Source organism: Bartonella sp. AP280QHHD, from assembly GCF_042196125.1.
Classification (GTDB): Bacteria; Pseudomonadota; Alphaproteobacteria; order Rhizobiales; family Rhizobiaceae; genus Bartonella.
Genome location: NZ_JBHIPQ010000015.1, coordinates 70,247 through 95,427 on the forward strand (window position 1 = coordinate 70,247; position 25,181 = coordinate 95,427).

Annotated in this window: 34 protein-coding genes and 1 pseudogene; 7 read left to right on the forward strand and 28 right to left on the reverse strand. The window is 42.7% G+C overall.

Features of this window, described 5'->3' with window-relative positions; translation table 11 throughout:
- Nucleotides 1-470: 470 nt before the first annotated feature.
- From ACFIMK_RS01290 to ACFIMK_RS01330, 9 genes are all read right to left on the reverse strand, one after another.
- On the reverse strand, nt 471-752 hold the full coding sequence (locus ACFIMK_RS01290) for a hypothetical protein (protein ID WP_375693505.1): 282 nt from the start codon (nt 750-752) through the stop codon (nt 471-473).
- Nucleotides 753-831: 79 nt separating this feature from the next.
- The gene (locus ACFIMK_RS01295; protein WP_375613608.1) at nt 832-993 is read right to left on the reverse strand and encodes a hypothetical protein; all 162 of its coding nucleotides are present in this window, start codon (nt 991-993) and stop codon (nt 832-834) included.
- Between the two features lie 271 nt (nt 994-1,264).
- Nucleotides 1,265-2,029 carry a lambda exonuclease family protein gene (locus ACFIMK_RS01300; protein ID WP_375646990.1) on the reverse strand — a complete coding sequence of 255 codons (765 nt, stop codon included), beginning with the start codon at nt 2,027-2,029 and terminating at the stop codon, nt 1,265-1,267.
- A gap of 69 nt (nt 2,030-2,098) precedes the next feature.
- Nucleotides 2,099-2,269, reverse strand: coding sequence for a hypothetical protein (locus ACFIMK_RS01305; protein ID WP_375638470.1), 171 nt, complete (start codon nt 2,267-2,269; stop codon nt 2,099-2,101).
- A 230-nt stretch (nt 2,270-2,499) separates the two neighbouring features.
- Entirely contained in the window at nt 2,500-2,769 is a 270-nt protein-coding gene (locus ACFIMK_RS01310) for a hypothetical protein (RefSeq protein WP_375611645.1), read from the reverse strand.
- 285 nt (nt 2,770-3,054) lie between these two features.
- Nucleotides 3,055-3,189: a hypothetical protein gene (locus ACFIMK_RS01315; protein ID WP_375682960.1), complete on the reverse strand. Its 135-nt coding sequence runs from the start codon at nt 3,187-3,189 to the stop codon at nt 3,055-3,057.
- Between the two features lie 179 nt (nt 3,190-3,368).
- Nucleotides 3,369-3,557 carry a hypothetical protein gene (locus ACFIMK_RS01320; RefSeq protein ID WP_375668415.1) on the reverse strand — a complete coding sequence of 63 codons (189 nt, stop codon included), beginning with the start codon at nt 3,555-3,557 and terminating at the stop codon, nt 3,369-3,371.
- Nucleotides 3,558-3,559: 2 nt separating this feature from the next.
- The gene (locus ACFIMK_RS01325; RefSeq protein ID WP_375627718.1) at nt 3,560-3,949 is read right to left on the reverse strand and encodes a hypothetical protein; all 390 of its coding nucleotides are present in this window, start codon (nt 3,947-3,949) and stop codon (nt 3,560-3,562) included.
- Between the two features lie 312 nt (nt 3,950-4,261).
- Nucleotides 4,262-4,579, reverse strand: coding sequence for an XRE family transcriptional regulator (locus tag ACFIMK_RS01330; protein WP_273790852.1), 318 nt, complete (start codon nt 4,577-4,579; stop codon nt 4,262-4,264).
- Nucleotides 4,580-4,995: 416 nt separating this feature from the next.
- Here ACFIMK_RS01330 and ACFIMK_RS01335 point away from each other — a divergent pair, with 416 nt between their 5' ends.
- Nucleotides 4,996-6,066 (forward strand): YdaU family protein, encoded by a 1,071-nt coding sequence (locus ACFIMK_RS01335; protein ID WP_375682082.1) that lies wholly within the window; start codon nt 4,996-4,998, stop codon nt 6,064-6,066.
- Between the two features lie 969 nt (nt 6,067-7,035).
- A pseudogene (locus ACFIMK_RS01340) lies at nt 7,036-9,288 on the forward strand (toprim domain-containing protein); the annotation flags it as partial.
- Here the strand turns inward: ACFIMK_RS01340 and ACFIMK_RS01345 are convergent.
- From ACFIMK_RS01345 to ACFIMK_RS01390, 10 genes are read right to left on the reverse strand one after another with little or no spacing between them, the layout of a single operon-like run.
- Nucleotides 9,282-10,265: a hypothetical protein gene (locus ACFIMK_RS01345; RefSeq protein ID WP_375693506.1), complete on the reverse strand. Its 984-nt coding sequence runs from the start codon at nt 10,263-10,265 to the stop codon at nt 9,282-9,284. The pseudogene ACFIMK_RS01340 and the gene ACFIMK_RS01345 overlap by 7 nt on opposite strands.
- Complete coding sequence (locus ACFIMK_RS01350) at nt 10,241-10,510, reverse strand: hypothetical protein (protein ID WP_375682962.1); 270 nt, start codon at nt 10,508-10,510, stop codon at nt 10,241-10,243. The genes ACFIMK_RS01345 and ACFIMK_RS01350 overlap by 25 nt, the downstream gene beginning before the upstream one ends.
- Complete coding sequence (locus tag ACFIMK_RS01355; protein ID WP_375654123.1) at nt 10,494-10,643, reverse strand: hypothetical protein; 150 nt, start codon at nt 10,641-10,643, stop codon at nt 10,494-10,496. Before ACFIMK_RS01355 ends, ACFIMK_RS01350 begins: the two co-directional genes overlap by 17 nt.
- A 59-nt stretch (nt 10,644-10,702) precedes the next feature.
- Nucleotides 10,703-11,254 carry a hypothetical protein gene (locus tag ACFIMK_RS01360; RefSeq protein ID WP_375682963.1) on the reverse strand — a complete coding sequence of 184 codons (552 nt, stop codon included), beginning with the start codon at nt 11,252-11,254 and terminating at the stop codon, nt 10,703-10,705.
- Complete coding sequence (locus ACFIMK_RS01365) at nt 11,193-11,387, reverse strand: hypothetical protein (RefSeq protein WP_375682964.1); 195 nt, start codon at nt 11,385-11,387, stop codon at nt 11,193-11,195. Before ACFIMK_RS01365 ends, ACFIMK_RS01360 begins: the two co-directional genes overlap by 62 nt.
- Before the next feature lie 56 nt (nt 11,388-11,443).
- Nucleotides 11,444-11,695, reverse strand: a complete 252-nt coding sequence (locus tag ACFIMK_RS01370) for a hypothetical protein (protein WP_375682965.1) — start codon at nt 11,693-11,695, stop codon at nt 11,444-11,446.
- Nucleotides 11,696-11,722: 27 nt separating this feature from the next.
- On the reverse strand, nt 11,723-12,046 hold the full coding sequence (locus ACFIMK_RS01375; RefSeq protein ID WP_375682966.1) for a hypothetical protein: 324 nt from the start codon (nt 12,044-12,046) through the stop codon (nt 11,723-11,725).
- 24 nt (nt 12,047-12,070) lie between these two features.
- Complete coding sequence (locus ACFIMK_RS01380) at nt 12,071-12,757, reverse strand: hypothetical protein (RefSeq protein ID WP_375693507.1); 687 nt, start codon at nt 12,755-12,757, stop codon at nt 12,071-12,073.
- 15 nt (nt 12,758-12,772) lie between these two features.
- Entirely contained in the window at nt 12,773-13,177 is a 405-nt protein-coding gene (locus ACFIMK_RS01385) for a hypothetical protein (RefSeq protein WP_375651153.1), read from the reverse strand.
- Entirely contained in the window at nt 13,137-13,331 is a 195-nt protein-coding gene (locus ACFIMK_RS01390) for a hypothetical protein (RefSeq protein ID WP_375651155.1), read from the reverse strand. Before ACFIMK_RS01390 ends, ACFIMK_RS01385 begins: the two co-directional genes overlap by 41 nt.
- Nucleotides 13,332-13,418: 87 nt before the next feature.
- Between ACFIMK_RS01390 and ACFIMK_RS01395 the strand changes: the two genes are divergently transcribed.
- Entirely contained in the window at nt 13,419-13,988 is a 570-nt protein-coding gene (locus ACFIMK_RS01395) for a hypothetical protein (RefSeq protein ID WP_375682688.1), read from the forward strand.
- A 2,094-nt stretch (nt 13,989-16,082) separates the two neighbouring features.
- On the opposite strand, the gene ACFIMK_RS01400 is transcribed toward ACFIMK_RS01395, so the two are convergent.
- On the reverse strand, nt 16,083-16,310 hold the full coding sequence (locus ACFIMK_RS01400; RefSeq protein ID WP_375693508.1) for a hypothetical protein: 228 nt from the start codon (nt 16,308-16,310) through the stop codon (nt 16,083-16,085).
- An 82-nt stretch (nt 16,311-16,392) separates the two neighbouring features.
- A complete protein-coding gene (locus ACFIMK_RS01405; protein ID WP_375693509.1) occupies nt 16,393-16,548 on the reverse strand; it encodes a hypothetical protein in 156 nt (51 codons plus the stop codon).
- Nucleotides 16,549-17,098: 550 nt separating this feature from the next.
- Here ACFIMK_RS01405 and ACFIMK_RS01410 point away from each other — a divergent pair.
- Nucleotides 17,099-17,422, forward strand: coding sequence for a hypothetical protein (locus ACFIMK_RS01410; protein WP_375613621.1), 324 nt, complete (start codon nt 17,099-17,101; stop codon nt 17,420-17,422).
- Between the two features lie 924 nt (nt 17,423-18,346).
- Here ACFIMK_RS01410 and ACFIMK_RS01415 read toward each other — a convergent pair.
- The 4 genes from ACFIMK_RS01415 to ACFIMK_RS01430 form a co-directional block, all read right to left on the reverse strand.
- Nucleotides 18,347-19,513: a DUF6990 domain-containing protein gene (locus tag ACFIMK_RS01415; RefSeq protein WP_375682881.1), complete on the reverse strand. Its 1,167-nt coding sequence runs from the start codon at nt 19,511-19,513 to the stop codon at nt 18,347-18,349.
- Between the two features lie 10 nt (nt 19,514-19,523).
- Complete coding sequence (locus ACFIMK_RS01420; protein WP_375658261.1) at nt 19,524-19,901, reverse strand: hypothetical protein; 378 nt, start codon at nt 19,899-19,901, stop codon at nt 19,524-19,526.
- Nucleotides 19,902-20,281: 380 nt separating this feature from the next.
- Nucleotides 20,282-20,461, reverse strand: a complete 180-nt coding sequence (locus ACFIMK_RS01425) for a hypothetical protein (protein WP_375613624.1) — start codon at nt 20,459-20,461, stop codon at nt 20,282-20,284.
- A 136-nt stretch (nt 20,462-20,597) separates the two neighbouring features.
- Nucleotides 20,598-20,882 carry a hypothetical protein gene (locus ACFIMK_RS01430; protein WP_375682692.1) on the reverse strand — a complete coding sequence of 95 codons (285 nt, stop codon included), beginning with the start codon at nt 20,880-20,882 and terminating at the stop codon, nt 20,598-20,600.
- A 196-nt stretch (nt 20,883-21,078) separates the two neighbouring features.
- On the opposite strand from ACFIMK_RS01430, the gene ACFIMK_RS01435 reads away from it, so the two are divergent.
- Nucleotides 21,079-21,312: a hypothetical protein gene (locus tag ACFIMK_RS01435; RefSeq protein ID WP_375682693.1), complete on the forward strand. Its 234-nt coding sequence runs from the start codon at nt 21,079-21,081 to the stop codon at nt 21,310-21,312.
- A gap of 144 nt (nt 21,313-21,456) precedes the next feature.
- Here ACFIMK_RS01435 and ACFIMK_RS01440 read toward each other — a convergent pair whose 3' ends face one another.
- The 3 genes from ACFIMK_RS01440 to ACFIMK_RS01450 all read right to left on the reverse strand — a co-directional run bounded on the left by ACFIMK_RS01440 (nt 21,457) and on the right by ACFIMK_RS01450 (nt 22,664).
- Nucleotides 21,457-21,990, reverse strand: coding sequence for a hypothetical protein (locus ACFIMK_RS01440; RefSeq protein ID WP_375638454.1), 534 nt, complete (start codon nt 21,988-21,990; stop codon nt 21,457-21,459).
- Nucleotides 21,991-22,138: 148 nt separating this feature from the next.
- Entirely contained in the window at nt 22,139-22,486 is a 348-nt protein-coding gene (locus tag ACFIMK_RS01445) for a hypothetical protein (RefSeq protein ID WP_375682882.1), read from the reverse strand.
- Complete coding sequence (locus tag ACFIMK_RS01450) at nt 22,473-22,664, reverse strand: hypothetical protein (protein ID WP_375675264.1); 192 nt, start codon at nt 22,662-22,664, stop codon at nt 22,473-22,475. The genes ACFIMK_RS01445 and ACFIMK_RS01450 overlap by 14 nt, the downstream gene beginning before the upstream one ends.
- A 546-nt stretch (nt 22,665-23,210) precedes the next feature.
- Between ACFIMK_RS01450 and ACFIMK_RS01455 the strand changes: the two genes are divergently transcribed.
- Entirely contained in the window at nt 23,211-23,774 is a 564-nt protein-coding gene (locus tag ACFIMK_RS01455; protein WP_375682883.1) for an NADPH-dependent FMN reductase, read from the forward strand.
- 18 nt (nt 23,775-23,792) lie between these two features.
- Nucleotides 23,793-24,308, forward strand: a complete 516-nt coding sequence (locus ACFIMK_RS01460) for a short-chain dehydrogenase (protein ID WP_375638452.1) — start codon at nt 23,793-23,795, stop codon at nt 24,306-24,308.
- Nucleotides 24,309-25,181 lie beyond the last annotated feature (873 nt).

Consider the following 25,181-nt stretch of genomic DNA (forward strand, 5'->3'; position numbering starts at 1 on the left):
GTAAATATTGGTGCATTTATCTTCGGGATCATACTAATATCATTTATCAAAGTTATATGGAGAAGTATCTATTGATCAGTGCTTTTGAAGAGCTTTAAGATCAGTCCCGCAGTGAATTCACAAGGTGTGGTAATTTTTGATTTTCTATAACAAGGTAGTGTAGAAAAACATAAAGATTATAATGTCTCTATCCGTTCTTTTCTTATTCTCCCGTTTCCTCCACCCCTCTATTTTTTTCCACAACCTGCCCCCCAATCTTTTCCCCAACAAGCCCACTTGACTCCACACAGACTTTTTCTCATGCCCCTACATCCTTTTCCCATATCGGCTAAAAAAAATCCCCCAAGCCCCCGCAAAGCTCTCTCCCCCCAAGAACGAAAGCATAACGTACACCATTGTCACAGCAATGAAAAAGCAATTGGCCCATCATTGCCACTCCCCCACAGTACTCACCACAAAAGCACCCAAAATCACACCACCATATCTCTAAACAACTTGGCCTTACTCCCCATTCTCGTTTTCCCTTCCAGCATACCGCGCCGCCTTGCATGCGCTCCAAGCACCCTTTCTTCCCACATTTTCCCACCATGCCTTTCACATTCATGACCAAGCTCTTTGCGCTCCCTACACTCTTTGCGCTCTTTGCTTGCACCCTCCTCAAACACAAAAACCAGCTCTTTTCCTCCTTGAACGTGCCTTTTTATAGGTTGGAACCTGTCTGCACTGCTGCTTCCCTTCCCCCTAAACCTCATTTTTGTTCTCTAGCATGCTTTCGTGTCACTCCAAGTCACAGGATAACGACCTGCCCCCTTCATCCCCACTATTTCCTCCTCATCCCGCTCCAACATTTCTCTTCCCAAAGCCGCGTATCTCCCCCTTTTCCATATCGGCTAAGAAAATCCCCCAAGCCCCCGCAAAGCTCTCCCCCCCCAAGAACGAAAGCATAACGTACACCATTGTCACCACAATGAAAAAGCAACTCAGCCCTTTCATTGCGGCTCCCCCCCAACACTCACCACAAAAGCACCCAAAATCACAGCCTCCATACCTCTGAACACTTAGCCTTACTCCCCATTCTCGTTTTCCCCTCCAGCATACCGCGCCGCCTTGCATGCGCTCCAAGCACCCTTTCTTTCCCCATTTTCCCACCATGCTTTCACATTCATGACCAAGCTCTTTGTGCTCCCTGCACTCTTTGCGCCCCCTTATTTAGCACCCTCTTCCAACATATGCTTTGCTCTTTTCCCCCTCTGCTCTTTCCTTTTTATAGAACTTTGCCTCTCCTCAACGCTACACAAGATCCCTTTCTTGCCCGCCTCATTCTTGTTTTGCCCTCCAGCATACGTCTTGCATGCGCTCCAAACTCCCCGCTTTCTCCCTCCTTCAAAGCAATTTCTGTTCTTATATGAAAACCTGTCTCAACCGATTTAATTTGCTGTACCATCTTCTCCAAAGCCTCATTAAAACGGCTAATTTCATTTTCAAGCTTGCAAATATATGCTTCATCACGATAAGCCCGTTTAATCAAAGGAGGCATATCCGGCCAATAGAGCATTAAATCCACCCATTCGCGTTGAGAAATCCATAATCCCCCTTGACATTGTGCTTTATGTTCTGCTGGAAAGCTCTTTTGCATGAAATGAGGGATCAAAATTTCAGGTTTTTTTGTTTTAATTTCTAATAAGCCATTTTTTCCCACAAAAGCATCGGGGGAAAATCCTTGTCTGCGGTCATCTGCCAAAACAAAGCCAATACATTCAGGTTCTGTATGTGTAAGTTCCCCATAAAGCTGTCGTGCGATTGGTTCTAATTCTGTCCCACGTCGCATAGAAAGTGTTGCCCCTTCATCAACAGTTTTTCCTGTAATTCTTTCTCCCGCCAATTTCATCATCACACTCTGATAGCGTGACGTTTTTTGCCCTTGTTTTGTTCGTGCCATAACCATCTCAAACAACGAAGCCGTAATCAAACCATTACGCGCTTGCTGCCATTCCTCTGTTCCTTGAATACAATCGATAATGATTGGCATAGTATTTCTCCCCTTCATCTTTAAGGTGTTTTTTTTTGCAACATATTCTCTTTGAAACATTCATATCTTTTAAGATGCATTCCCCACTAAGAATGACAGCATCCTTAAATATTGTGCTGCTGAAATCACAAAAGCTGTTGGAAACGCCCCCCTCAACATCCCCCTCCCCACAAGTTTCTCATCCCCTCCTTTTCCATATCGGTTAAGCCCCCAAGCGGCGCCCTCCCTAGACGAAAGCATAACGCGTGATATTTTCTCCCCGATAAAAAAACCTCTCGCCCATCATTGCCCTCTAAGGCTCAATACAAAAACGGTCAGAACCGCGCTCCCATAGCGCCTTCCTCTTCTTCCCTCTCAAACACCTTCCCTCATTTCCCAACATGCTTTCACATTCATATCCAAGCTCTTTGCACTCCCTGCGCTCCAAGCCCTCTACTTTTCCCCCTCCTCCAACACTCTACTCCTTCCCCCTACACGGAACTTTTTTTAAAGATTGACATCTCCTCAACGCTTGTACGGCTGCCCCTTTTCCACACCTCATATCTCCCCTCCAGCATATGCCTTACATACGCTTCAAGCTCTCCTCTCCCCCCACTCGTTCTCCCTCTTAACCAGCCAACCACCAACATTTTCCCCAACAAGCTTCCCCCCAACATCCCTCCTCCCCACAAGTTTCTCATCCCCTCCTTTTCCATATCAGCTAAGCCCCCCCAAGTCGTCTCCCCCAAGAACGAAAGCATAACGCACACCATTGTCACCACAATGAAAAAACACTTGGGCCCATCATTGCGCTCTCCCAGCACTCAACACAAAAGCACCCCAAAGCCCCCCACGTGTCCCAATATGTCTAAACAAGCTTTAACGACCTCCCCCGTCAAACACCTCCTTCCATTTTCCAGCATGCTTTAGGTATCATTCCAAGCTCCCTACTTGCATGCCGCAAAAACACAAAAACCGGCTCTTTTCCCCCTTGAACGTGCCTTTTTATAGGTTGGAACCTGTCTGTACTGCTGCTTCTCTTCCCCCTAAGCCTTCATTTTTGTTCTCCAGCATGCTTTCATATCACTCCAACCCCACTGGATAACCCGCTGCTGCTTCATTGCCTTACCCCCCCCCAATGAACCAGCCGGCAACTGCCCCCCACACACAAGCGTCCGCAATTCCCCATATATAGGGCTCTTTTCTTCATGCCCTCCTTTCCATATCGGCTAAGAAAATCCCCGCAAAGCTCCTCCTCCCAAGCTCCCCACCCCCCCAAGAACGAAAGCATAACGTGCACCATTGTCACCGCAATGAAAAAGCACTTGGGCCCATCATTGCGGATTCTTTTTCAACCCTGCTACTGCACGACGAAAAAATCATGGCGGCAATATTCTTCCTCCAATTTTTTTGCCATAGACTGAGCCACCTCTTGCGATATAAAAAGTATAGCGTTGTGTTTTTGTGGTTCGAGTCTGATTAAATTCCGCATATTTCCAGCATAATAAAGTGGAATCCCTTGATACGAAGTCTTGAGATAACTTGGCATGTTTACCACCAATAATCTGTCAAGACATCACATGGGCGTAAACGATGCTGTTTTTCATAAGAGCCATAGAGATTATCTTCATAATCGCAAGCCGCTCTTTCATTTAAACAAGCATGATAAGCTTCACTATTCAAAATGAAGGGCTGCAATTGTGTATTTTCTTCATTTATTTCATGATTTTCGACATAAAAATCCGCCATTTGTTCCGTAATATCTTCAGCATGAGAAGTTGTCAGATCGAGTCGTAAAACTCTATAAACAGTTTCACATTCTTCAATCAGTTCGAGCACTTCTTCGATTTCGTCGATTGGTCCTTCATAAGTACAAGGATTTTCCTCTTCGCATAAAACGACAATGATTTCATCCTCTTTAACGAATGAAATATTTTTCATGATTTCCCCCTTTAGATAGTTGATAAAGCATAGCCTTGTCTTGACAAGACTAAATATAGCGTTAGTCTTATATCCTCTATAGGAGAGATGTCAACCATTTTATCCTTCATAAAAGATATATTTTAAATATCTACGGGGTTCAAATGACATATGTAAAGAAAAATCTATTATTCTTTGTTCCTCTCATGCCCCTTTGTTGTTCTCTATTTGTTCTTACAAAATTGCAATTATAAACACACAGGAGAGATAAAATGAGTGACATAATATTAATAAAACACTGGAGTCGCCTTGACTCAAAAGCACAGAAGGAAGTTATTTTGAAGCTTCGTCAATTGGTCGCCGCAAAAGAGTCAAAATCGCCTGTCTCTCTTGCGGAGAGAGTTTCGAAATAAGCTCTATAAATTCTTTATCTTCAGGGCTAGCCCCTTTCCCGTAAAGAATATAATTCATACTGATATTAATTTCGTGACAAATTCGCGAGAGAGATTCGATTGTTGGTTCTTTTCCTTCAGAAAGAATAGAATGAAGGTACCCCGCGCCTTTACCGGCAGCGAGGGAGATAGATCTTTTTGACCGCCCACTTTTTTCCAAAGCGATTCTTAATCTTTGACGCCAACCATCGATATTCATAATTTCACCATATAGCGCGTCTTTTTAAAAAAACACGTCCTTTTTATAAAACGGGCTTGCATTATCCTCTAAAAAGGATAAAATTAAGGAAACAAATTTTACTTTTTCGGGGGAAATTTTTTTTATTTTTAGATCATAAAAACACTTTAACCACCCTACCGGATATAAAAGACCACCTCCAAAGCTTCTGCCCAAAAGCAAGTACGTTGAGAATGTGTGGTATTCTTTATTTTTTCCATCACCGCAATCTTAAATCGTAAGTTTGCATGCTCTTCAAGCACAGCCAATCATTTATAAGCATCGTAAAGAAGCCTCTAGTCATCATCGAACAGAGCCAAAAGCAACACAAGTTAAATCCTTATTTGAGCTTTTATCATCAATAAAAATGTATAAAAAAGAAGAAAGTAGATTGCAGTATGAAACACGCTAATCAACAAGAAACTCCTCATTATGAATCGTCTAGGCTTCCATATGTTTGTTGGTATCAAAATGACTTTCTAGGAGGTGTACGTGGGATGCGCGCACACGAAATTGGAATCTATACGATTCTTCTCAATGAAATGTATGCCCGTGGCCGACCTTTAGAAATATCGAAAGAACGTTTAGCGCGTCTTTGTGGTTGTGACAAGCGAACTTTTGTTAATGTTTTAGAGATGCTCATCCAAGAGGGTAAGATTTTAAATTTAGCCAATGGATTATGGAACAAGCGTTGCGAAAATGTTTTTCAAGAGCGTGAAAAATTGCTTGAACAAAAATCCTTTGCGGGTCGTTCTTCGGCAAAAAAACGCAAGAAAATCAATGCAGAGATGCAACAACTGCTTAACGAAAGTCCAAAAGATGTTGCACAAAACTCAAAAGCTCAAAAGGCAGAAGAAAAGGAAACACCTTACGGTGTTTTAGAAAAGAAAATTTTGTTTGATGAGACAGAACCTTGTTTTTCCTGCGAAGAGAACTTTGAACAAAGCGATCATCCATCACCCTTATCGGCTCTTGATTCACCTCTCCCTTTGCCTGCCCAAGCAGAAGCGGAGCAAAAAAACGCCTCCCCTTTAAAAGCTCCCCAAGACGAGTTCACTCCCGCCCCTATCGCGCAAATTGTCACGGGGGAAAAAACAAAATCCGCCACCACTCTTCCCCCCAGCAATCTTCCTGCCTCCATCCCGCTTTGCACCAACAAAAAAACCACAACCTCAGTTGCCAAAGGGCATCGTCTTCCTGAGCATTGGCAAGCAGACATCAAGGCGGCAGTTTCAGAAGGTTTGAGTGAAAGCCAAGCCCATTGGCAAGAAAAGAAGTTTCGCGACTATTGGCAAGCCAAGGGCGGCAAAGAAGCTCTCAAAGTAGACTGGCAAGCCACATGGCGCAACTGGTTTCGCCGTGAGATCGAACGGCAAGAACAGCAAAAACAGGGAGGCTCCTCATCTTTTACCTCTGAGAACAATGACACGCTTTACCGCAGTTTGATCAACTATAACGACAATTTTTGACATCACACAAACAACGTATTTTTCAAGCAAGCGCGGGGACAAAAATGCTTCAAAACCACAACAGCATCGGACAAAACAAAAGGCGGCAAAACAACATTTGGATAGGCGATTCACACAGCAAAACGCGTCAACATCGACCATTTTGCTCTCATCACAAAAGCGTTTTCCCCACGCAAAAGACCCCCACAGGCACCCCAACATACACACCCCAACATGCACCCCAATACACCAGGACTCCAGCATGCACCACCCCCTCACAGGCATCCGCCCCACCTTCTTGCATCCTTCCTCCTTTCCACCTTCCTCCTTTTCCCAAGGCGCCACTTCCCATGCTCTTGGCAAACAGACATCAACAGAGCAGCTTCAAAAAACTTCAATGAAAAGCAAACTCTTTGGTAACAAAACACCCCTCCACACAGGCACCCCAACTCATGCCCCACCCCCCCAACAGGACACTCCAACATGCACCACACCCTCACAGACATATCCACCCCGCCCTTCTTTCACCCCCTTCCTCCTTTCCGCTTTCCTCCTTTTTCTCAAGGCGCCACTTCCCATGCTCTTGGCAAGCAGACATCAACAGAGCAGCTTCAAAAACCTTCAATGAAAAGCAAACTCTTTGGCACTCCCCCTCCCACACAGGCATCCCAACACATGCCCCAACAAGGTATCCCAAAACAGGACTCCAACATGCACCACACCCTCACAGATATATCCACCCACCTTCTTGCATCATCCACCCTACCTGCTTCCAACGCGCCCCTCTCAAAGGGCTCCACCTTCCTAAACCCTTGGCAAACAGATACCAACACAGCCATTTCAAAAACTTTCAGGATAGAGCAAGTCCCGCGCAAAAAAGGACCGTATAGCATAAGACCTTTCACCATGTGATCGAACAACGAGAACAGCAAAAACAGAATCCTCACCTCCCACATCTTGAGAAAAACGACAATAATATCACGAATGACCATGAGCACAATTTTTGAAATCAAACAAAAACTTATCTCACAAGCCGATAAAATAGCAGAAATGCTTCTTCCCCAAGGGCACAAACGAGGCAACAATTGGATTGTAGGCAACACACGTGGTGAAGCTGGTCAAAGTTTATCGATTTGCTTAAGTGGTAGTAAAGCAGGACTTTGGTATGATTTTGCAGAAAGCACAGGAGGAGATCTTTTAGACCTTTGGTGTGAAGTCAAAGGCATTAGCCTCTCTCAAGCCTTAGAAGAAGCACGCGCGACTCTCAATCTGACACGCCCCAAACCCTTTATGGCGCCTCATCGTTCCTATCGCCGTCCACCGGTTCCTAAAGGGCAGAGCCCGCAGAATCTTGTAAAAACCTATCTCCATGAAGAACGCCGCATTCCTCTAGAGATTATAAAGCGTTACCGCATAGGAGAAAATGGCGAAAAAATCATTTTCCCCTTTTATAAACCCGACGGCACCCTTGCTTTAGTCAAAGAACGGCTTGCACAAACGGGAGCAAAAACAAAACCAACAGCCTCCCAATGTGAACCGATTTTATTTGGTTGGCAAGCCCTTTACCCCACAAACCACCCCTCCACGCAGGCGCTCCAACAGGCACCTCAGCAAGCATTCCAACACACACCTCAGCAGGTACCCCAAAACACCGCCCAGCAGGTACCCTCAACTAACCATCCCTCCACGCAGGCGCCCACGCACACATCCCAACAGGCAACCCAGCACACACCTCAGCAAGTATTCCAACACACACCCCAGCAGGTACCCTCAACCAACCCCGCCTCTACACAGGCACCCCAAAACACCGCCTCAACCAACCACGCCTCCACGCAGGCATCCCCGCACACATCCCAACAGGCAACCCAGCACACACCTCAGCAAGTATTCCAACACACATCCCAACAGGTACCCTCAATCAACCCCACCTCCACAAAGGCATCCCAAAACACCGCCTCAACCAACCCCACCTCCACACACACACACCAACAGGCACCCACACACCCCCCCCAACAGGCGCCATTTCCCATTCTTTCTTCAACAAACCGTACCATTGTTATCACTGAAGGAGAAATTGATGCGCTATCCTTAGCCGCCTATGGATATCCGGCGGTTTCTGTTCCCTTTGGAGGAGGCAGTGGAGGAAAACACAACTGGATTGAAAATGAATTTGATCATTTAGAATCTTTTGAAACGATTTTTTTAGCCACCGATATGGATCCGCCCGGAGAAGAAGCAGCCCGTGAGATTGCCAGCAGGCTTGGACGCCACCGTTGCTACCGTGTCCGTTTACCTCGCAAAGATGCCAATGACTGTTTAACCGCAGGGATCGATAAAGCCACCATAAAAGCCGCCTTTTCCTCAGCACAAAGCTTTGCACCAGAAGGTTTACGGCGCGCCTCAGACTATAAAGATCAAGTGATTGGGCTTTTTTGGCCAGAGCCTGAAAAACATCTTGGTTATACGGTTCCCTATCCTAAACTGAAGGACAAATTGCATTTCCGCCCAGCAGAATTAACGCTCTGGAGCGGTGCGAGTGGTGCAGGTAAAAGCCAATTATTATCAGATTGTATTCCCCATTGGATTGCACAAAAGAGTCGCCTTTGCTTAGCGTCTCTAGAAATGAAAGGAGAACAATCGCTTCGCCGTTTAACCAAACAAACGGGCGGCTTAGAACAGCCTACAAAAGAAACGATTGAACGGATTCTTCATTTTTTAGACGATGGGCTTATTCTTTATGAGCATGTTGGCAAATCGAGCGTAGATACCTTGCTTGAAGTCTTTGACTATTGCCGTGCGCGCTATGGCTGCGATCAATTTATCATCGACAGTTTGATGCGGCTTGGCATTGCCTCTGATGATTATGCAAGACAAGAACAAGCCGTTTATAAAATGGTTGATTGGGCTGTTTTAAACAATGTACATATTCACCTTGTCGCCCATGCCCGCAAAGGCGGTCTGGATAAAGATATCCCCAGCACAGAAGACATTAAAGGCGCCTCAGAGATTGGCGCCAATGCCTTTAACATCATCACCATTTGGCGCAATCGACCGTTAGAAGACAAAATCTTTGCCGCCTCTCTCGCACAAGAAAAAGCAGATTTAGCCAAACGCCCCGGCGTTATTATGAATATTGCCAAACAACGTTCTGGTGATTTTGAAGGCAAAATAGGGCTTTGGTTTGATCCCCAAACTTATCGCTATCGCTGTTCTTTTGAACAATCATTCCCTCGACGTTATCTGTAATGCCCCATAAACCCCACTCTCTTTAAAAACGCCTCCGCTTTCACACGCACACGCCCTGCTCCCATAGAAACAACAGGAAGGATCAATCCACAAATGACGAAAAACACCCAATCCTTCGCGAACCAAAGCCCGCTCAACCCTAGTTTCTCTGCTCCCAGACGTAAACAAAAAAAGATCGCTCCAACAACAGCGCAAAACACCACCCCCTTCAATAACCACAAACAACGCGTCACCACCCCATCTCGCCACCCCCTCATATGCAAAATCAAAAACCACTCCAACAGTGCAGCAAACACCAGCCCCATCAAGGACAATAGTCCCCATGGTATGTCCATATTCTCCATCCCCACAAGAGCTAAAAAAAGGACGACTCCTAAAACGCCGTAAAACAGTACTTCCTTCAAAAAGAGGAAAACACCAAAAATACAATAAAACGCCTCCGCTTTCACACGCGCACGTCTTGCTCCCATAGAAACAACAGGAAGGATCAATCCACAAATGACGAAAAACACCCAATCCTTCGCGAACCAAAGCCCGCTCAACCCTAGTTTCTCTGCTCCCAGACGTAAACAAAAAAAGATCGCTCCAACAACAGCGCAAAACACCACCCCCTTCAATAACCACAAACAACGCGTCACCACCCCATCTCGCCACCCCCTCATATGCAAAATCAAAAACCACTCCAACAGTGCAGCAAACACCAGCCCCATCAAGGACAATAGTCCCCATGGTATGTCCATATTCTCCATCCCCACAAGAGCTAAAAAAAGGACGACTCCTAAAACGCCGTAAAACAGTACTTCCTTCAAAAAGAGGAAAACACCAAAAATACAATAAAACGCCTCCGCTTTCACACGCGCACGTCTTGCTCCCATAGAAACAACAGGAAGGATCAATCCACAAATGACGAAAAACACCCAATCCTTCGCGAACCAAAGCCCGCTCAACCCTAGTTTCTCTGCTCCCAAACGCAAACAAAAAAAGATCGCTCCAACAACGGCGCCCCCCCTTCAATAACCACAAACAATGCGTCACCACCCCATCTCGCCACCCCCTCATATGCAAAATCAAAAACCACTCCAACAGTGCAGCAAACACGATCCCTATCAAGGACAGGAGTCCCCATGGTATGTCCATATTCTCCATCCCCCAAAGAGCTAAAAAAAGGACGACTCCTAAAACGCCGTAAAACAGCACTTCCTTCAAAAGAGGGAAACACCAAAAATACAATAAAACGCCGCCCGCCACCACGGAATATCGAAGCGCTTGGAAACTTTATAAGTACCAATAACGACAATAATAAAAAGGTAGGAAAACACCAACAACAGCCAAAACATCACATCGTTCGACATCAAATACCCCTCACAGAAAGCCCATTAAAGATCACACCCATGAGACAAAAAAACACCCCCTACTTTAAGAACCAAGCCCATAGAACACGCGCACGCCTTACACCCTGATAAATCAAAGGAGAAAAAAATCCAACAATAAAGGGCAACACCCTCTCATCCGAGAACCAAAGCCAGCTCAACCCTAGATTCTCTGCTCCCAGACGGGTAAAACAAAGGATTGGTGCCAAAATGCAGAAAAACAGCACAAAATTCAAAGCACGCAACAACCTCTGTAACACAGTATCACTTTGCTCGCGTATAAAGAACCCCAAGAGCACTTTCAACAATACAGACAAGAGCAAAACCTTTAAGAATACCGCCCTTATGCTATCCATATCCCTGACGCCCACAGCAGCGAACCACAGGATAAAGCCCATCATGCAACAAAACATGACCGCCTTTAAGAACACTTGCCCCGCCACAGGCATACTCTTGACGCCCAGATGCACCAAACCAAGGACAGTTGCAAAAATGCAAGAAAACACCGCCCCCTTCAAGAGCAGCTCCCCGTCAACAGCGCGCCTGCCCACGCCCACATAAATAAAACCAAGGTAGGTGGCCAACAACGCCATAAAGCACCACCCATCTCCAAAACATCCAACCTGTAACAGAGCGACGCTTGGCAATCTTATAAATAAAAATCAAGGCAACAGCAAAAAAGTAGAAAAACCAAGGCAACAGCCAAAACATCACATTGTTCGACATCAAATACCCCTCACAGAAAGAACATCAAAGATCACGCCCGTGGGAAAGAAAAATGCTCATTTTTTTAAGCACCACCCCAACAGTACACGCATACAGCGTACCCCCTCCAAAACAAAAAAAGGAACAAGTCCAATAGTGCCCAGAAACACCCCATTGTTCAAGAACCAATGCGTGCTCCAGCCCATATGCTTTACTCCCACATGTGCCAACCCAACAACAGCTCCAACAACGCCACCAAACACCAGCCCCTTAAAAAACATGTCCCATGCAACCACCATACGCCCCGCACCTTTATTAAGCAAAACCAAAGACCATGCCCAAAATGCAGCAAAAGATCAATCCTTTACAAAGAATGAAAGCCTAAACCCAAGACGCTTTGCCCCTAGACAAATAAGCCCAAGGATAAGACCAAAGACAACGCCAAAAAGAATGTAAAAAACCCACTTGTTTGAAAACCACACCTGAGCCAAACCAAAATGCTCAGCTTTCGCATAAACAAACTTAGAGGTCACGCCAACAAAGAATGCAAGCACCCCACCCTTAAAAAAGTCCTTCCTTGTAAACCCGAAAAACCTTATTCCCACATAAATAGAAACAAAGGCGAGAGCCAAAGGGCAGAAAAACCCCAACCACTGCAAAAACATCACATCGTTCGACATCAAATACCCCTCACAGAAAGAACATCAAAGATCACGCCCGTGGGGAAGAAAAATGCTCATTTTTTTTAAGCACCACCCCAACAGTACACGCACACACCGTACCCCCTCCAAAACAAACAAAGGAACGAATCCAACACTGCTCACAAACACCCCATCGTTCAAGAACCCCCCATCGTTCAAGAACCAAAGCGTGCTCCAGCCCATATGCTTTACTCCCACATGCGCCAACCCAACGACAGTGCCAATAATACAAGAAAACACCACCCACTTGAAGCACCACACCCCACGCGATATCCATTTACCTCGAACCCTCATAAGCAAAACCAAGGACAGGTCCAGCAATGCAACAAACACCGCTCCTATCACTAAAAATTCCCATGATATATCAAAACGCTTCACTCCCTTATAAGCAAAGCCAAGAACCACTACAGCAATGGCGCAAAACACCACAGCCTTGAAAAACACGCCCCACGATACAGTTCTACTATTTGCTCCCACAACAATAAAACAAAGGACAGCGCCAGCAATGCAAGAAAGCTCCATCCCCTGCCAAAACACCTCCCACGTAATAGCCGGTCGCCCCGCATCTTCATAAGCAAAACCAAGAACCAAGCCAATAACGCAGAAAAACGCCAGCCCCTTCAAAAACATGTCCCGCGCAACCACCATACGCCCCGCTCCTTCATCAATAAAAATCAGAGACCATGCCAAAAATGCAGCAAAAGATCAATCCTTTTCAAAGAATGAAAGCCTAAACCCAAGACGCCTTGCCCCTCTATAAATAAGAGCAAGGACAAAGCCCAAAAGGACATAAAACACCCACTTGTTTGAAAACCACACCTGAGCCAAACCAAAATGCTCAGCTTGCTTATAAACAAAATCAGAGACAGCAGCCAAAATGAAGCTCAACAACACCATCTTGAGGAACAAACCCTTCGTTACACCACGCCGCTGCATTACTTCATAACCCAACATAAGGAAAATACTGGGAATGCCATAAAACGCCACAGCTCGTAAAAATACGCCCCACGTCATCCCCAACGCCTTCATTTCCACATAAACAGCCACAGAGACATAAGCTACAATACAGCTAAACACCAATCCCTTCAAAGACAAAAGCCCGCGCGCCATCACTCACCTCCCTCATCAAGTCATTCAAGGAAAATCCACCATGCGACAAAACACCCCTCTTTTCAAGAGCCAAATCCATGGGGCTCCCACACACAAGCGCAACAGTCCAAGTCACCCCCAAGAGCGCATACCCCCACGGCACACTCCAACACATGTCTTCCTCTCACCCCCCTCTTTTGCCTAGATCAAGCAACATTTTTTAAAAAACGAGAAGCAAAATTAAAATTTTTAAGGAGATGCTATGACCCATAAGCAGAAAAAAAATACGCAAACCTGCCCGCTTGATCATCAAAATCAAGAAAAGCACATTGGTCATTTAAAGACGCAAGAAATCCCTGTAGAAACGCGTAATCCTTATTTTAAACCCAATCATCGAGAAAGTTCCAGCAACCCGCGCACTATCAATGCCATTGCCAATGCACAAAGCCATCCCATTGCCCTTTTATATGCGAAAGGACATCTCAGCAAAGCCCAATATAAAGCGGCAGAACGTTTTTATTTTTACTGGCGTCAAAGCCAAGCCGATCTCCACATGAGCCTTGACTACACCCGTGAAAAGGTTTCCTGTAGCCAAGGGTACACACAGCCCATTGAACGTCAAATAGAAGCCTCCAATCAATTAAAAACCATTAAAGTTCAACTGGGTATTCTTGGCTATTCACTGCTTGAACGCGTTATCGGCTATGGACAAGCGATCAAAGAATTAAGTTCTTCAAAACGCAAACAAAACTCCCTTGCCGATCATTTACGAGATTGTTTAGACTTGCTCGCATTTCATTGGGGATATGCAAACCATAAACATTTTGAATAATCTCCCTCGCCATTTTAAGCGGCCTCCCATGTTGCCCCGCCCCCTCTAAAGAAACCTCCCCCACACGGGCTCAAGCATCCAGCAGCTCTCGCCCCTATTTTCATTACCTTGCCCACACCCAAAAGGACAATACTTCACCCCCCTCACACATACTTAAGATACACCCCACACTCTTAAAAACAAAAAGCCTTCCCCCATATCAGTCCTATAATCATGAGGGGCTCTTAATTCGTTTTTGATTGAAGAATATTCTCAAGATGCTTGCATGTATCATAATATTTTTAAATATAGTTTAATTAATATCGAGTCTTAAAACAAATATTCAATTGAAAAAAGTATTAAGTTTTAATGCAAAATGACAAAATTTTTTGTAAAAAGTATTTTTTATATTGCTATTTTTTCAATTCTCTGCTAACTATAATATGGTAGGTTCTTTAAGTATGATTTTTTTGTATTTAGTACGGCCTTTTAAATTTATTCTTTTTTGACACGTCCTGCGAGTCAATGTTAAAATTCTCCTGCTTTTTGGTCCTCTGATTGCGACGGAGGACTTTTTTTTATAACTGTACTTTTTATAACTGTATTGTCTTAAATCACTTCCTTATGAGCTTTGTGATAATTCCTCCATAAGGTTTACCCGCAAAATAGATCATTCTTTTGTCAAATTGACTTGCGTTCCATTCTTAAAGAACAAAGATTCTTAACTCAATCTGATTTACAAACAGCTTGGATACACTTCCCTCTTGGTTTGCCATTCCCTCTTGGCTTCTATTCAGGTTTTTCCGCTAAACTCAAGGCGCAACAGAAACTTGCTCTGTCTCAAAAATTCACCACGCCCTTAAAAAAACACTTAAAACATATCCAAGGAAGCTTGCTTCATATCACCAAACCTCAAATGACCGTGTTTTACGGCATAACAGAATGACTTAACTATTGGATAACTTTCTTTATCGCCCCCCAACAGGTTGATGTATCACGACAACATATTGATTTATAATCATCATATCCCGTTATCCATATAAAATTAAGAGACGCAGATATCATAGGGATTCTCTCATTTTAAATTTATTTCATGTTGCATCAATCAACACCTTGTCTTTTCCACATTACAAACATAAGAGACATATGAAATAAAGCACTTCAAAGATTTCAAAGATAAAGAATCAAAATGCCTCTTATGAACACGCTCAAGAGCCAAAGGCTGTCATCATATGAGGCGCGAATAGTATGATAATGTGCTGGCTTTTCCTTATGAGAATTTAAAGAAAGGCTTATCCACTTCACAAGAGATTTCTCCATTATCAGATTTACCAATATCCCCAATCACCAATATAATTGTGATAATAAGATCACATAATGTTTTTAAACAAGTAGGTAAATGTGCAACACAAATATATTCTATTTAGAATATTCTGTTTTATGTGAGTCGCGTAAACTCCCATTAAAAAACAAAATCCCCCATTAAAAACAAAATCCCCCATTAAAAACAAAATCCCCCATTAAAAACAAAATCCCTATGAGAAAAAATCTAAAGCGTGAAGATAAAAACATGAGACAAGTGTGATTCCATTCAGATATTGCTCTTTAACCGTCAAACCGAATAAAAATAGATCCGGAAAGTATGTTAATCTTCCTACCTTAAGAGATAAACTGAGAATATAGACAACATCTCTCCTAACATTCCCCTTTTTCTAGCATCGCTTAAGAATCAAAAGTTATACAACTTATTTTGTCATATTATAAAGCACTGTTTTTTAAGGCGGTATTGAAGCAGTTAAAACAATTGAAGTGTTTAGCCAACGCCATCGCCCTTAGCAAAGCTAAAAAAACAAACTGTTGAAAAGCCGTGCATATCTTGTGTAAACACAAAAAAAACAAGAAAAAGGCACAAAAATATCTCAATTTTTATAAAAATACATCAGCGTCTTTTACGATTGTATTGACGAACAACCCTTATCACATAATCATCTTAAATATTGAGAATAAAGAATGAATAGCCCTCGCAAATACAGCAACCTATCAATAAAAATATAAAAACAAATCTTTTTGTTATCTCTGTTTCTTATGGAATATGCCTTTCCCTATGGATGCACTTTAGCCTCCAAAGAGTGCATTCAATCCATGGAAAGGATGCACTCCAGCCCTCAAAAAGAGTGCATCCTTCCCCTCAACGGAAACTGCCAAACCCTCATAAGGCAGTATCCAATCCATAAGAGGATGCACTCCGCGCCTTAAAAAGAGTGCATCCTTCCCCTCAACGGAAACTGCCAAACCCTCATAAGGCAGTATCCAATCCATAAGAGGATGCACTCTAGCCCTCAAAAGAGTGCATCCTTCCCCTCAACGGAAACTGCCAAACCCTCATAAGGCAGTATCCAATCCATAAGAGGATGCACTCTAGCCCTCAAAAGAGTGCATCCTTCCCCTCAACGGATACCGCCAAACCCTCATAAAGGCAGTATCCAATCCATAAGAGGAGATGCACTCTAGCCCTCAAAAAGAGTGCATCCTTCCCCTCAACGGAAACTGCCAAACCCTCATAAGGCAGTATCCAATCCATAAGAGGATGCACCCTAGCCCTCAAAAGAGTGCATCCTTCCCCTCAACGGAAACTGCCAAACCCTCATAAGGCAGTATCCAATCTATGAGGATGCACCCTAGCCCTCAAAAAGAGTGCATCCTTCCCCTCAACGGAAACTGCCAAACCCTCATAAAGGCAGTATCCAATCCATGGAAAAGATGCACTCCGCCTTCAATAGAGTGAATCCTTCCCTTCAAGGGTTTTACTCAATTTTCATCGCATCTCATTTTTATGAACCCTCATTTTTATGAATCCTTGGTCAAAGGCACAAAAAGAAGTTTGCTAGCAACTATTGTATCACCCACCTTATGGGATTCCACTTGCCTACAGAGCTTTCAAACTTTTTTACGCCTTCATAAAATCGAATCTGAAAGAATTCATTAAGGCAATTAAGAGTAAATTTTGTCAAAATATAGACAAAGTTTATTCTTTTTTGTGATTGTTGTATTTTTACTATAGTTATTTAAATCGAATTTATATATGATACGTATCGATATTTATTTATCGAAATAAATATAGGAGAAAAACTATGAATATCAGATATTTTTTCATAGCTGGGGCTATTACAAGTGGTTTAGCTCTCGCGATTCAAAAATCTGATCGTATAGTCAATAAACAACCCTCTCCTATTGTTGCTCCTTATACTATTGAGAAAACAAATTTACAGTTTGTTAAACAAGTAAGGGACACATCGGATACATTGAATATACTGAGAGTCAGTAATAGAAGCGCATCAGAACAAGCATCAATCAACGATATATACGATAAAGCAGAAAATTTATTGAATGCAATAGCTGGTTTTTTAGGATCACTTATTATATATTTCGTACAACTTGTTGCTACTAGAATATAAGATACAAAAAGTTCTTAAAGTAAGGTTATATACATTTTGTATATATTGTAAAATTTAAATAAAAAGGCCCTTTATAAAATGGGGCCTTTTTTAGTTTAATTTTTCCTTTGTTTTAGTTTAGTTTTTATTGTGTTTTTATTTTTATTGGCCAAATATCATCGCCTTCAAAAATGCCATTTTTACTTGTCTCACATCTCAAATGACAAAGGCTCTAACTCCCTAGCTTCGCTCCCATAGCGCTTTCGTTAATAAGGGTCCGCAATCTTCTTGTTCTTCCCAAAAATTCTTCTGTTTTCAAGAAAATGACCATGCATCTCCTCTGTCATCGGATTGGCTTACAGATCTCCATGAAGCAGACTGAAAAACACAAAAACACCATAACTTTTTATATCAATATCACCATACTGAAACACTGTTGAAGCTTAACAAGCGCTGCTTCATTGGCAAGGACTTCTTAAAAAGACAAAAAATACCTCAAAGGCAAAAGAGCTTAACACTGCTCAAAAATGCCATTTTTTGCCTTCCTCTCACCTCAAATGACAAAGGCTCTACCCCCTAGCTTCCCTCCCATAGCACTTTAGTCAATAGAGCTTCCCCCATAGCGCTTTAGTCAATAGAGCTTCCCCATAGCGCCTTTAGTCAATGGAGCTTCCCCTCATACCGCTTGAATAAGCAATGATTTATGAGAATTTTCTAACAAAACAACAAAACCATCTTAAAGAAGAGAGTAGAATTTATAATTGATTTTTTCCCCTATTCTTGAGGATCAAGCCATTTTCAGTCTATTTTTTTAATCTTGGCTATTATTCTTGATTTTTCGAACCCTTTATTTTGCTCTGGTAAGAAAGATGTGAAAGCGTCTCAATCATAGCGCTTTCACATCTTTTAAATAAGAGTGCTTTTCTTCAACAGGAGAGTACAACACTAATCAATTTTTATATCCATAAATGCGATTTTACCATCTTTAATATAAGTAATATCAGGAGCATGTTTTACCCCCTCTGCTTCAAACACGAACTGTTCATCACTCACCCCTTCAAACCCTTGTTCCCTTAATTCTTGTTTTTTCTCCTCGACTAATTTTTTATGCAAAGCGCGTTTTTGATTACACGTATTAGGGGATCTCACTCTGAAAAGCTGATAGTCCATGGCTATGGACCACTTCTCAGCAACCCGTTCCAGTAGATCGTAACTGAACTTTCCTTCCCTTTTCACTTCTTGAGCAATCACCATCGCGCGTTCCAAATGAACTTTTTCAATGGTTTCATCAAAGCCAAGCTTCTCCCCTGCCGTAAAACTTTCGTCATAAGAAGCTAAAGTCTCAACATCGCCCAGTAAGGCAAGAGCAGCAAGATGCAGCAAAGCATAAGGTGCGAGCTCTATGTCATCATCCGGTGCCCAAGATAAAGAGTCTTTTTCCCAAGGGGAAATACCATATTGAGAGCGAAACATTTCATGCAAAGAATCATCTTCCATTGTCCATTTTAAAGTTTTATCGAGTGCTTTCTTTAAAAGCTGGACGCTCACTTTTTCTTCAAAAATTTCCAATCCATTGGGTACAAAATTCATAAATACCGTTGGCACAACCCCAGAATTATGAGGATTAATCGTCTGACAAGCCGCCGCAAAAATACCGCTCATAATTAAAAGTCCGCGATCAAAAGGCGAAAACTCTTCCACTCGTTTCTCGTTATAAAGAAACTGCACTTCGCGATCTGGTAAAAAGAGGGTTGCCAAATAATCTCCCTTTCCCTCGATTTCCACCGACCATCCCAAGCTTTTTAAAAGCCCTGTTGCACTTTCTATCGTGAGAATTTCATCATCATCATCATAATCGGCAGAGAACTCTTTTTCCTTTAGTTGCAAACGCCTCTCCTGCACCACAGCTTCATCTTTCCAAAACTGCTGCGTTGCAAGATCATTTTCTTTAAGCACTCTTTCCAGCTCGCCTTTCACTTGGAAATTCATTTTCATCCGTTTAAAGACAGAGGTATAAAGAGCTAAAACAAGCATGATAATGATCATGCAAATAACAATCATCACCCAGAATCCGGGATCTAATAGAAATACGGCTATAGGATCACTGTTCATTTTTCCCCTCTCAGTCTTTACAAAGCCCGTGCGACAGAGAGCTTATGTGCTCTCCTACAGAGATTGCTTCTTCTAGTTTCTGAATATTTTTTCGCAACTCACCCGTCACTTTGGTGCGAAGCCGTAACATAACCGGAATAAAAATAATAACACAAACCGTTATGATGTCCGTTGTTTTAAAGAGAACGGCATGCACAACATATTGCCACCCTGTCAGCTGCCAATTCAATACACCTGGTATTTCTAGAACCATTTTCCACATGATAATGAGAACCGCAATAGCAAAGATAATTTTATAATCCTTTGCTGAAAGCAATACGTGCTGGAGCGAAAAAGAATGCGCTCCTTTATGCGTTTCTTGCTCTGATGCCCAATTTTGCTCCTTCATGTATTCCCCTCTCACTCTTTGAAAAGACCCCGTGTGACAGAGAGCTTATTTGCTATCACACAGAGATTGCCTCTTCTCGTTTCTGGATCTTTTTTTCCAATTTACGCATTATGATGATGCAAAACCCAAATATCACCGAAATCAAGAAAAGTACACAGACCATTATGGATTGCGTCATAATAAAAATAATAATATTCCTGCTACCTTGCTACCCTCTTACCTTCCTCACATTGCAAACAATAAAGATTTTCAAACCACGCCAATCTATAAACAATAGTCACAATTCAGCTTTTTCTTCCTAAAAATTCTCCTATTTTCAAGAAAATGACCCTGCATCCCCACTTCAATAGGATTCAATTCAAAGCTTGAATGAACAAGGCTCATAAAAATACGAAAACAACCCATATACCGCGCGCCCCTACGAGCAAAACCGTTCCTTCCTCACGCCTCAAACGATAAAGTAAGTCCCAAGCGCTCACTCTAGGCTCTAAACCCCACGGGCTCTTATTCCCTTTAATCAACACTGATCCATAATCGGCTTTTCTTCCACTCAATGCCACCCAACACTGCTCCTTTAAAGCAATGTTTTACGGACACCCCATAAAGAGCACCAAAACATATCAAAGGCAAAATGGTATAGAGAGCAATCCCTATAAAGGCTGAATCTCTCATAATTTCTTCATTATTTTTTCCCTCTCATGACTTCTCAAGCGCTGTATCCTGTTCTTGCAAGACGTTTTTCAGTTCTTTTCTTAAACAGCGATACGTTCTCACCTGCTTAAAGACACCATAATAAAGTTCCAAAATCATCATGGGAATACAAGCAACCCACAGTGTCACGAACAGAAGCACGAGACCAAATATTGTAACAAGAATATCACTCCATTTTTCTCTATCGCCTTTTTTATACCAATCCTTTTGATCGGTTATTTTACCCCGTTGCTTGTTTATTTCTTTCAATTTTTGAGTATTTTTTCTCAACAAAAGCCACAATGTTATGCAGAGTATCAACATAACTGGGAACAAGACCCAAACACACACTGTAATAATTTGCCAAAACGTACACAAAGAGAGAAAAAGGGGTGTATCCTGCCACCCTGTCAAGTTCTCTTTGCTGCCTAAGGATGGGAGAAAGAAAATCCTGTTCCACAACTCAATAATGAGGGAGAGGAAACAAATGACAACACGCTCTTTCTCAGAAAAAATACTTTTTTCGAAAAAATGGCGCAGTTCATTACAAAATGCTGAATTTTTCCCCTTCATTGCTCTTCCTTTTTTTATGAAAAACGCATTTCTTTATCTCATGCCCGCTCTTTTAAGAACCACGAAAAGTGCGATGCATGGCGCTTCCCTTGTTTTCAACAAAAAACCCCAATTTTCTAAAAGCGTGGTTGCTCTTCCCAATGATTAAGAGCATCCTCCTCATTACAAACGAAAATAGACTCTCTTCTTTGCCTGATGATTTTCCAACCATCCCCTCTTCTTGTGTCACGAGAGCTTCTAAACATTGCCTCTTACCCCTCACGATAGCTACAAAAGCGCCTTGTCACTCTCTTTATCTTACGCGTTTTAATTCCCGTTTCACTCTACAATAGGTTCTCACGCGCTTGAAAACAAAATAATAAAATTCTAAAATGAGCATGACAACACCCGCAGGAAAAAAGACGTTTAGCAGAAATATCAACCAAAAGTATACGATAAAAAAACAGATTATTTTTTCTCTATTGTTTTTTACTGGATTATTTTGTTGATCGATTGTGTGACCCCGTTGCTGGATAGCCTCTTCTAACTGCTGAATCTTTTTTTTCAACAAATACATTAAGATGAGATAAAGCACCAATAAAACAGGCATCAAGGCAACAACAACAACCATGATGACTTCACGCAGCACAAAGAGCGCCAAAAGAGTGCTATCCTGTGATACACTCAACGGCCACTTGGCTTCTAATGGAATCAAAAGAGCTTTATAACCTATCCCAACAAGGATAGAAATAAGACAAATAATCATATGATCTTTATAAGAACGAAATGATTTTCCAAAAAAAAGAGAGCACCGTTTGTTATAAAATGTGGAATTTTCCCCCTTCATTTGCTCTTCCCTTTTATGCAACTGTTTGTCCCTAACTTTTATAAGGACACGCATAATCTCTCAAGCACAATTGCATCCATTATGGTCAAACAGAACACCCCAGAAAATACTCGTATTGCATATTCATGTTGCCAATACTTTTGCCAATTCACGTGCTTGTTTTAAAGAAATCTCTCAACACTTCCAAACCAACGCGCGTACACCCCATTTCATGAACATCCCCCATGAAAGGGATAACAATAGCGCTCCCATGAATATATCCCCTTACTATAAACTCTATCACCCCTATTGTTTCAATAAAAAATGTAATCCGGCGCCATTCATATACGCCCCCTGCGGCCTCTACAATAGCCTTACCCTCCCCTTGCGACAAGCCACGCCATAACTCGTTCCTCAACACGGACACCCCCCCCATTACCCTAAGGCTCCCGACAACAACCATACCCGCCCGCACCCTACAAACAGCCATACCCGCCCGCACCCTACAAACAGCCATACCGCTCTGCCCCTACAACAGCCATACCGCTGCCTCTACAACAGCCTTTACCCGCCCCCCCTACAAACAGCCATACCCGCCCGCACCCTACAAACAGCCATACCGCTCTGCCCCTACAAACAGCCATACCACTGCCCCCTAAAACAGCCATACCGCTCTGCCCCCTACAAACAGCCATACCGCTGCCCCCTACAAACAGCCCTATCTAGCTTCTACGATAGCCTTTATCCCTTGAAAAGACAGAAGCATTTTTATTCTTTTCTCTATTGTTTTCCGCCCACTTAAGACATGAAAAAAGGAACTTCCATTGATGCGCAAATTGATCGCGCAATAAGAGCATTTGAAATGAGAAAATCTTACAATTTTCTTATTCCAATTAAAAAGGATCAATGAACATTCAAAATATGACGATACATTCCATTTTTCATTAGAGTTCTTGCAAGCCAATAGCTTAGAATATATTCATAAAAGCGCTTCTAAGACAGAGAGACAGCCGCAATTCTTGAGATCAAGCATTTTAATATTAATGAAAGCACTAACATTCCCTTGCAAGTTTGAGGTGTTGTTTTGTTAACAATCTTGTTAGCATGAACTGATTCTATGATGATGCGATATCATCACAATTGCTCTTTATAAACAGCATAATGATACGCATCATTTTACTCACACTTCTTTATAAGCCTTGCGTTATAGGCTTGTGGGGAAAAGATAAAGGAGAATCCTGTTGAATATAGCAATTATTTTGGGGTCTGTGCGTCAACCTTCCTTAACAAGAACTTTAGCCAATTATTTAGCGGATTGCCTCATAAAGCGGGGTGCATCACTTCAGTGGGTTGATTTGCGTGAACAGCCCTTGCCGATGACAGATCCAGATTATCATCAGCATGTAGAGGCTAATCCAAGTGCTGCGGTCCGTGAGTTTGTAAAAACCATTGCAGCGGCTGATGGCGTTATTCTAGCAAGCCCCGTTTATCAAGGGTCTTATTCGGGTGTTTTAAAAAATGCTCTTGATAATTTGAGCTATAATGCCTTTTTAAATAAACCTGTTGGGCTTATCTCTCATGGGAGTACGGCCAAAAAATGCGCACAACCGTGTGAGCATTTAGTTCCGGTGGTACACACGCTTTATGGTTATACACTCCAATGTCAAATCGCCTCTTCCAACGAAGATTTTTCCTCAGATGATGAAGGTCGTACTTGGAAAGTTACAAGTGAAGAGGTACAAACACGTTGTGAAAGACTTGCTGATGAAATGTACACATTTTTAAAGCAAAGAGGTGGGATTTAAAGCAATAAGGGAGGGGGCATGAAAAAAAAGGATGCGCACTATCGTTATTTAGTGGTAGGGGGCACAGGGATGCTTGCCCCTTTGTATCAATCACTAGAGCCGCAAAAAGTGATTATTGCTGCACGCTTTCTTTCCCATAAAGTCCAGCTTGAGGCATTGCACAACAAACAGTTGTGTGTGTCGTTGGATTATGATTGTGCGGCATCAAAGGCGCAATTTTTAGAAGCTGTGAAGCAATGGCATGATCTAAAATATTGCATATTATGGATTCATTCGCCCGCCTATGCATTTTCTTGCGCATTAATTGAGCAGTTGGCTCTTTTGCCTAAACCGCCATGTATTCTTCATATTTTTGGTTCCAACATGCATGATCAAATGATCCTCGAGTGCGCGCGCAAAAACAAGGTTGATTTTATCCCCATTCAATTAGGACAAAAAACAACGCCCAAAGGTTTACGATGGCTGACCCATAAGGAGATAAGCCAACAGGTACTGGATGCCATAAAAAACCATATGAATAAACAAAACTTATGAGCAACACCTATGGCTTTGCAAAGAAGCAGTACCCCTTCAATCTCTATCCATACCCGAACACCCTCTTGAATAGCCCATACTCTCTTACATCATAGGCTTTGAGAACGAACAATCCCCCTCCCTTACGCCTCTAAACAGCATGCCTATATCAACAGCTTCAAAACCAAACGTTTTTCTAACCCTTCTCACACGGGCTTATCCCCCTCTCACAACCATCACAGCTCTTGACCAACCACACGCCCTTTTACAGTTTCACGTTTTTACAATTTTGCAAATTCACAGAAAACAAGCAAACTGCCGATAAACCGCCCCATTAAAGCCTATCACCAGCCTATCATCAGCCTATTACAAACCTATCATCAGCCTATTCATTGCCATTAGTCCTTTCCCCCAGAGATCAGCGTAAAATGAGAAAAACAATCGATGCCCTCCTCCCAAGCCGTGAAGAAATGGCATGATCTAAAACTTACGCCTCCCCCATGACACGAGCACTACATGCGCTTTTTCAGCGCTGCGTTTAATTGTTTGGTAACCTTGTAATAAGAGATCAAACGCTTGATAAAGAAATATACAGTGCCACACGCGCACTTTATTTTCCTTATCTTTTCAACACCATTCCACACACACTTCCCTTTTCCCCCAACGCCCTCCATTACCCCAATTCCCCAATCCCCCATTCCAATGACACATTGCACAATCCAACCTTTACACCTCCATTGGCACCCTCTTCTCCCCATATCCTCCCCACAACCATCACGGCTCTTGAGCAACCACACACCTTTTTACAGTTCCACGTTTTTACGATTTTGCAAATTCACAGAAAACAACAAACTTCCGATAAACCGCCCCATTAAAGCCTATACAAGCCTATCA

Bases quoted from the DNA above. Each gene is read 5' to 3' on its own strand.
- ACFIMK_RS01290 (WP_375693505.1), bottom strand. From the start codon at position 752: ATGAGGTTTAGGGGGAAGGGAAGCAGCAGTGCAGACAGGTTCCAACCT.
- ACFIMK_RS01295 (WP_375613608.1), bottom strand. From the start codon at position 993: ATGAAAGGGCTGAGTTGCTTTTTCATTGTGGTGACAATGGTGTACGTT.
- ACFIMK_RS01300 (WP_375646990.1), bottom strand. From the start codon at position 2,029: ATGCCAATCATTATCGATTGTATTCAAGGAACAGAGGAATGGCAGCAA.
- ACFIMK_RS01305 (WP_375638470.1), bottom strand. From the start codon at position 2,269: ATGCTTTCGTCTAGGGAGGGCGCCGCTTGGGGGCTTAACCGATATGGA.
- ACFIMK_RS01310 (WP_375611645.1), bottom strand. From the start codon at position 2,769: ATGCTTTCGTTCTTGGGGGAGACGACTTGGGGGGGCTTAGCTGATATG.
- ACFIMK_RS01320 (WP_375668415.1), bottom strand. From the start codon at position 3,557: ATGCCAAGTTATCTCAAGACTTCGTATCAAGGGATTCCACTTTATTAT.
- ACFIMK_RS01325 (WP_375627718.1), bottom strand. From the start codon at position 3,949: ATGAAAAATATTTCATTCGTTAAAGAGGATGAAATCATTGTCGTTTTA.
- ACFIMK_RS01330 (WP_273790852.1), bottom strand. From the start codon at position 4,579: ATGAATATCGATGGTTGGCGTCAAAGATTAAGAATCGCTTTGGAAAAA.
- ACFIMK_RS01335 (WP_375682082.1), top strand. From the start codon at position 4,996: ATGAAACACGCTAATCAACAAGAAACTCCTCATTATGAATCGTCTAGG.
- ACFIMK_RS01355 (WP_375654123.1), bottom strand. From the start codon at position 10,643: ATGTCGAACGATGTGATGTTTTGGCTGTTGTTGGTGTTTTCCTACCTT.
- ACFIMK_RS01360 (WP_375682963.1), bottom strand. From the start codon at position 11,254: ATGGCGTTGTTGGCCACCTACCTTGGTTTTATTTATGTGGGCGTGGGC.
- ACFIMK_RS01365 (WP_375682964.1), bottom strand. From the start codon at position 11,387: ATGTCGAACAATGTGATGTTTTGGCTGTTGCCTTGGTTTTTCTACTTT.
- ACFIMK_RS01375 (WP_375682966.1), bottom strand. From the start codon at position 12,046: ATGTCGAACGATGTGATGTTTTTGCAGTGGTTGGGGTTTTTCTGCCCT.
- ACFIMK_RS01385 (WP_375651153.1), bottom strand. From the start codon at position 13,177: ATGGCGCGCGGGCTTTTGTCTTTGAAGGGATTGGTGTTTAGCTGTATT.
- ACFIMK_RS01390 (WP_375651155.1), bottom strand. From the start codon at position 13,331: ATGTGTTGGAGTGTGCCGTGGGGGTATGCGCTCTTGGGGGTGACTTGG.
- ACFIMK_RS01395 (WP_375682688.1), top strand. From the start codon at position 13,419: ATGACCCATAAGCAGAAAAAAAATACGCAAACCTGCCCGCTTGATCAT.
- ACFIMK_RS01405 (WP_375693509.1), bottom strand. From the start codon at position 16,548: ATGGATTGGATACTGCCTTATGAGGGTTTGGCAGTTTCCGTTGAGGGG.
- ACFIMK_RS01410 (WP_375613621.1), top strand. From the start codon at position 17,099: ATGAATATCAGATATTTTTTCATAGCTGGGGCTATTACAAGTGGTTTA.
- ACFIMK_RS01415 (WP_375682881.1), bottom strand. From the start codon at position 19,513: ATGAACAGTGATCCTATAGCCGTATTTCTATTAGATCCCGGATTCTGG.
- ACFIMK_RS01420 (WP_375658261.1), bottom strand. From the start codon at position 19,901: ATGAAGGAGCAAAATTGGGCATCAGAGCAAGAAACGCATAAAGGAGCG.
- ACFIMK_RS01435 (WP_375682693.1), top strand. From the start codon at position 21,079: ATGACAACACGCTCTTTCTCAGAAAAAATACTTTTTTCGAAAAAATGG.
- ACFIMK_RS01440 (WP_375638454.1), bottom strand. From the start codon at position 21,990: ATGAAGGGGGAAAATTCCACATTTTATAACAAACGGTGCTCTCTTTTT.
- ACFIMK_RS01445 (WP_375682882.1), bottom strand. From the start codon at position 22,486: ATGGCTGTTTGTAGGGTGCGGGCGGGTATGGCTGTTTGTAGGGTGCGG.
- ACFIMK_RS01450 (WP_375675264.1), bottom strand. From the start codon at position 22,664: ATGGCTGTTTGTAGGGGGCAGAGCGGTATGGCTGTTTTAGGGGGCAGT.
- ACFIMK_RS01460 (WP_375638452.1), top strand. From the start codon at position 23,793: ATGAAAAAAAAGGATGCGCACTATCGTTATTTAGTGGTAGGGGGCACA.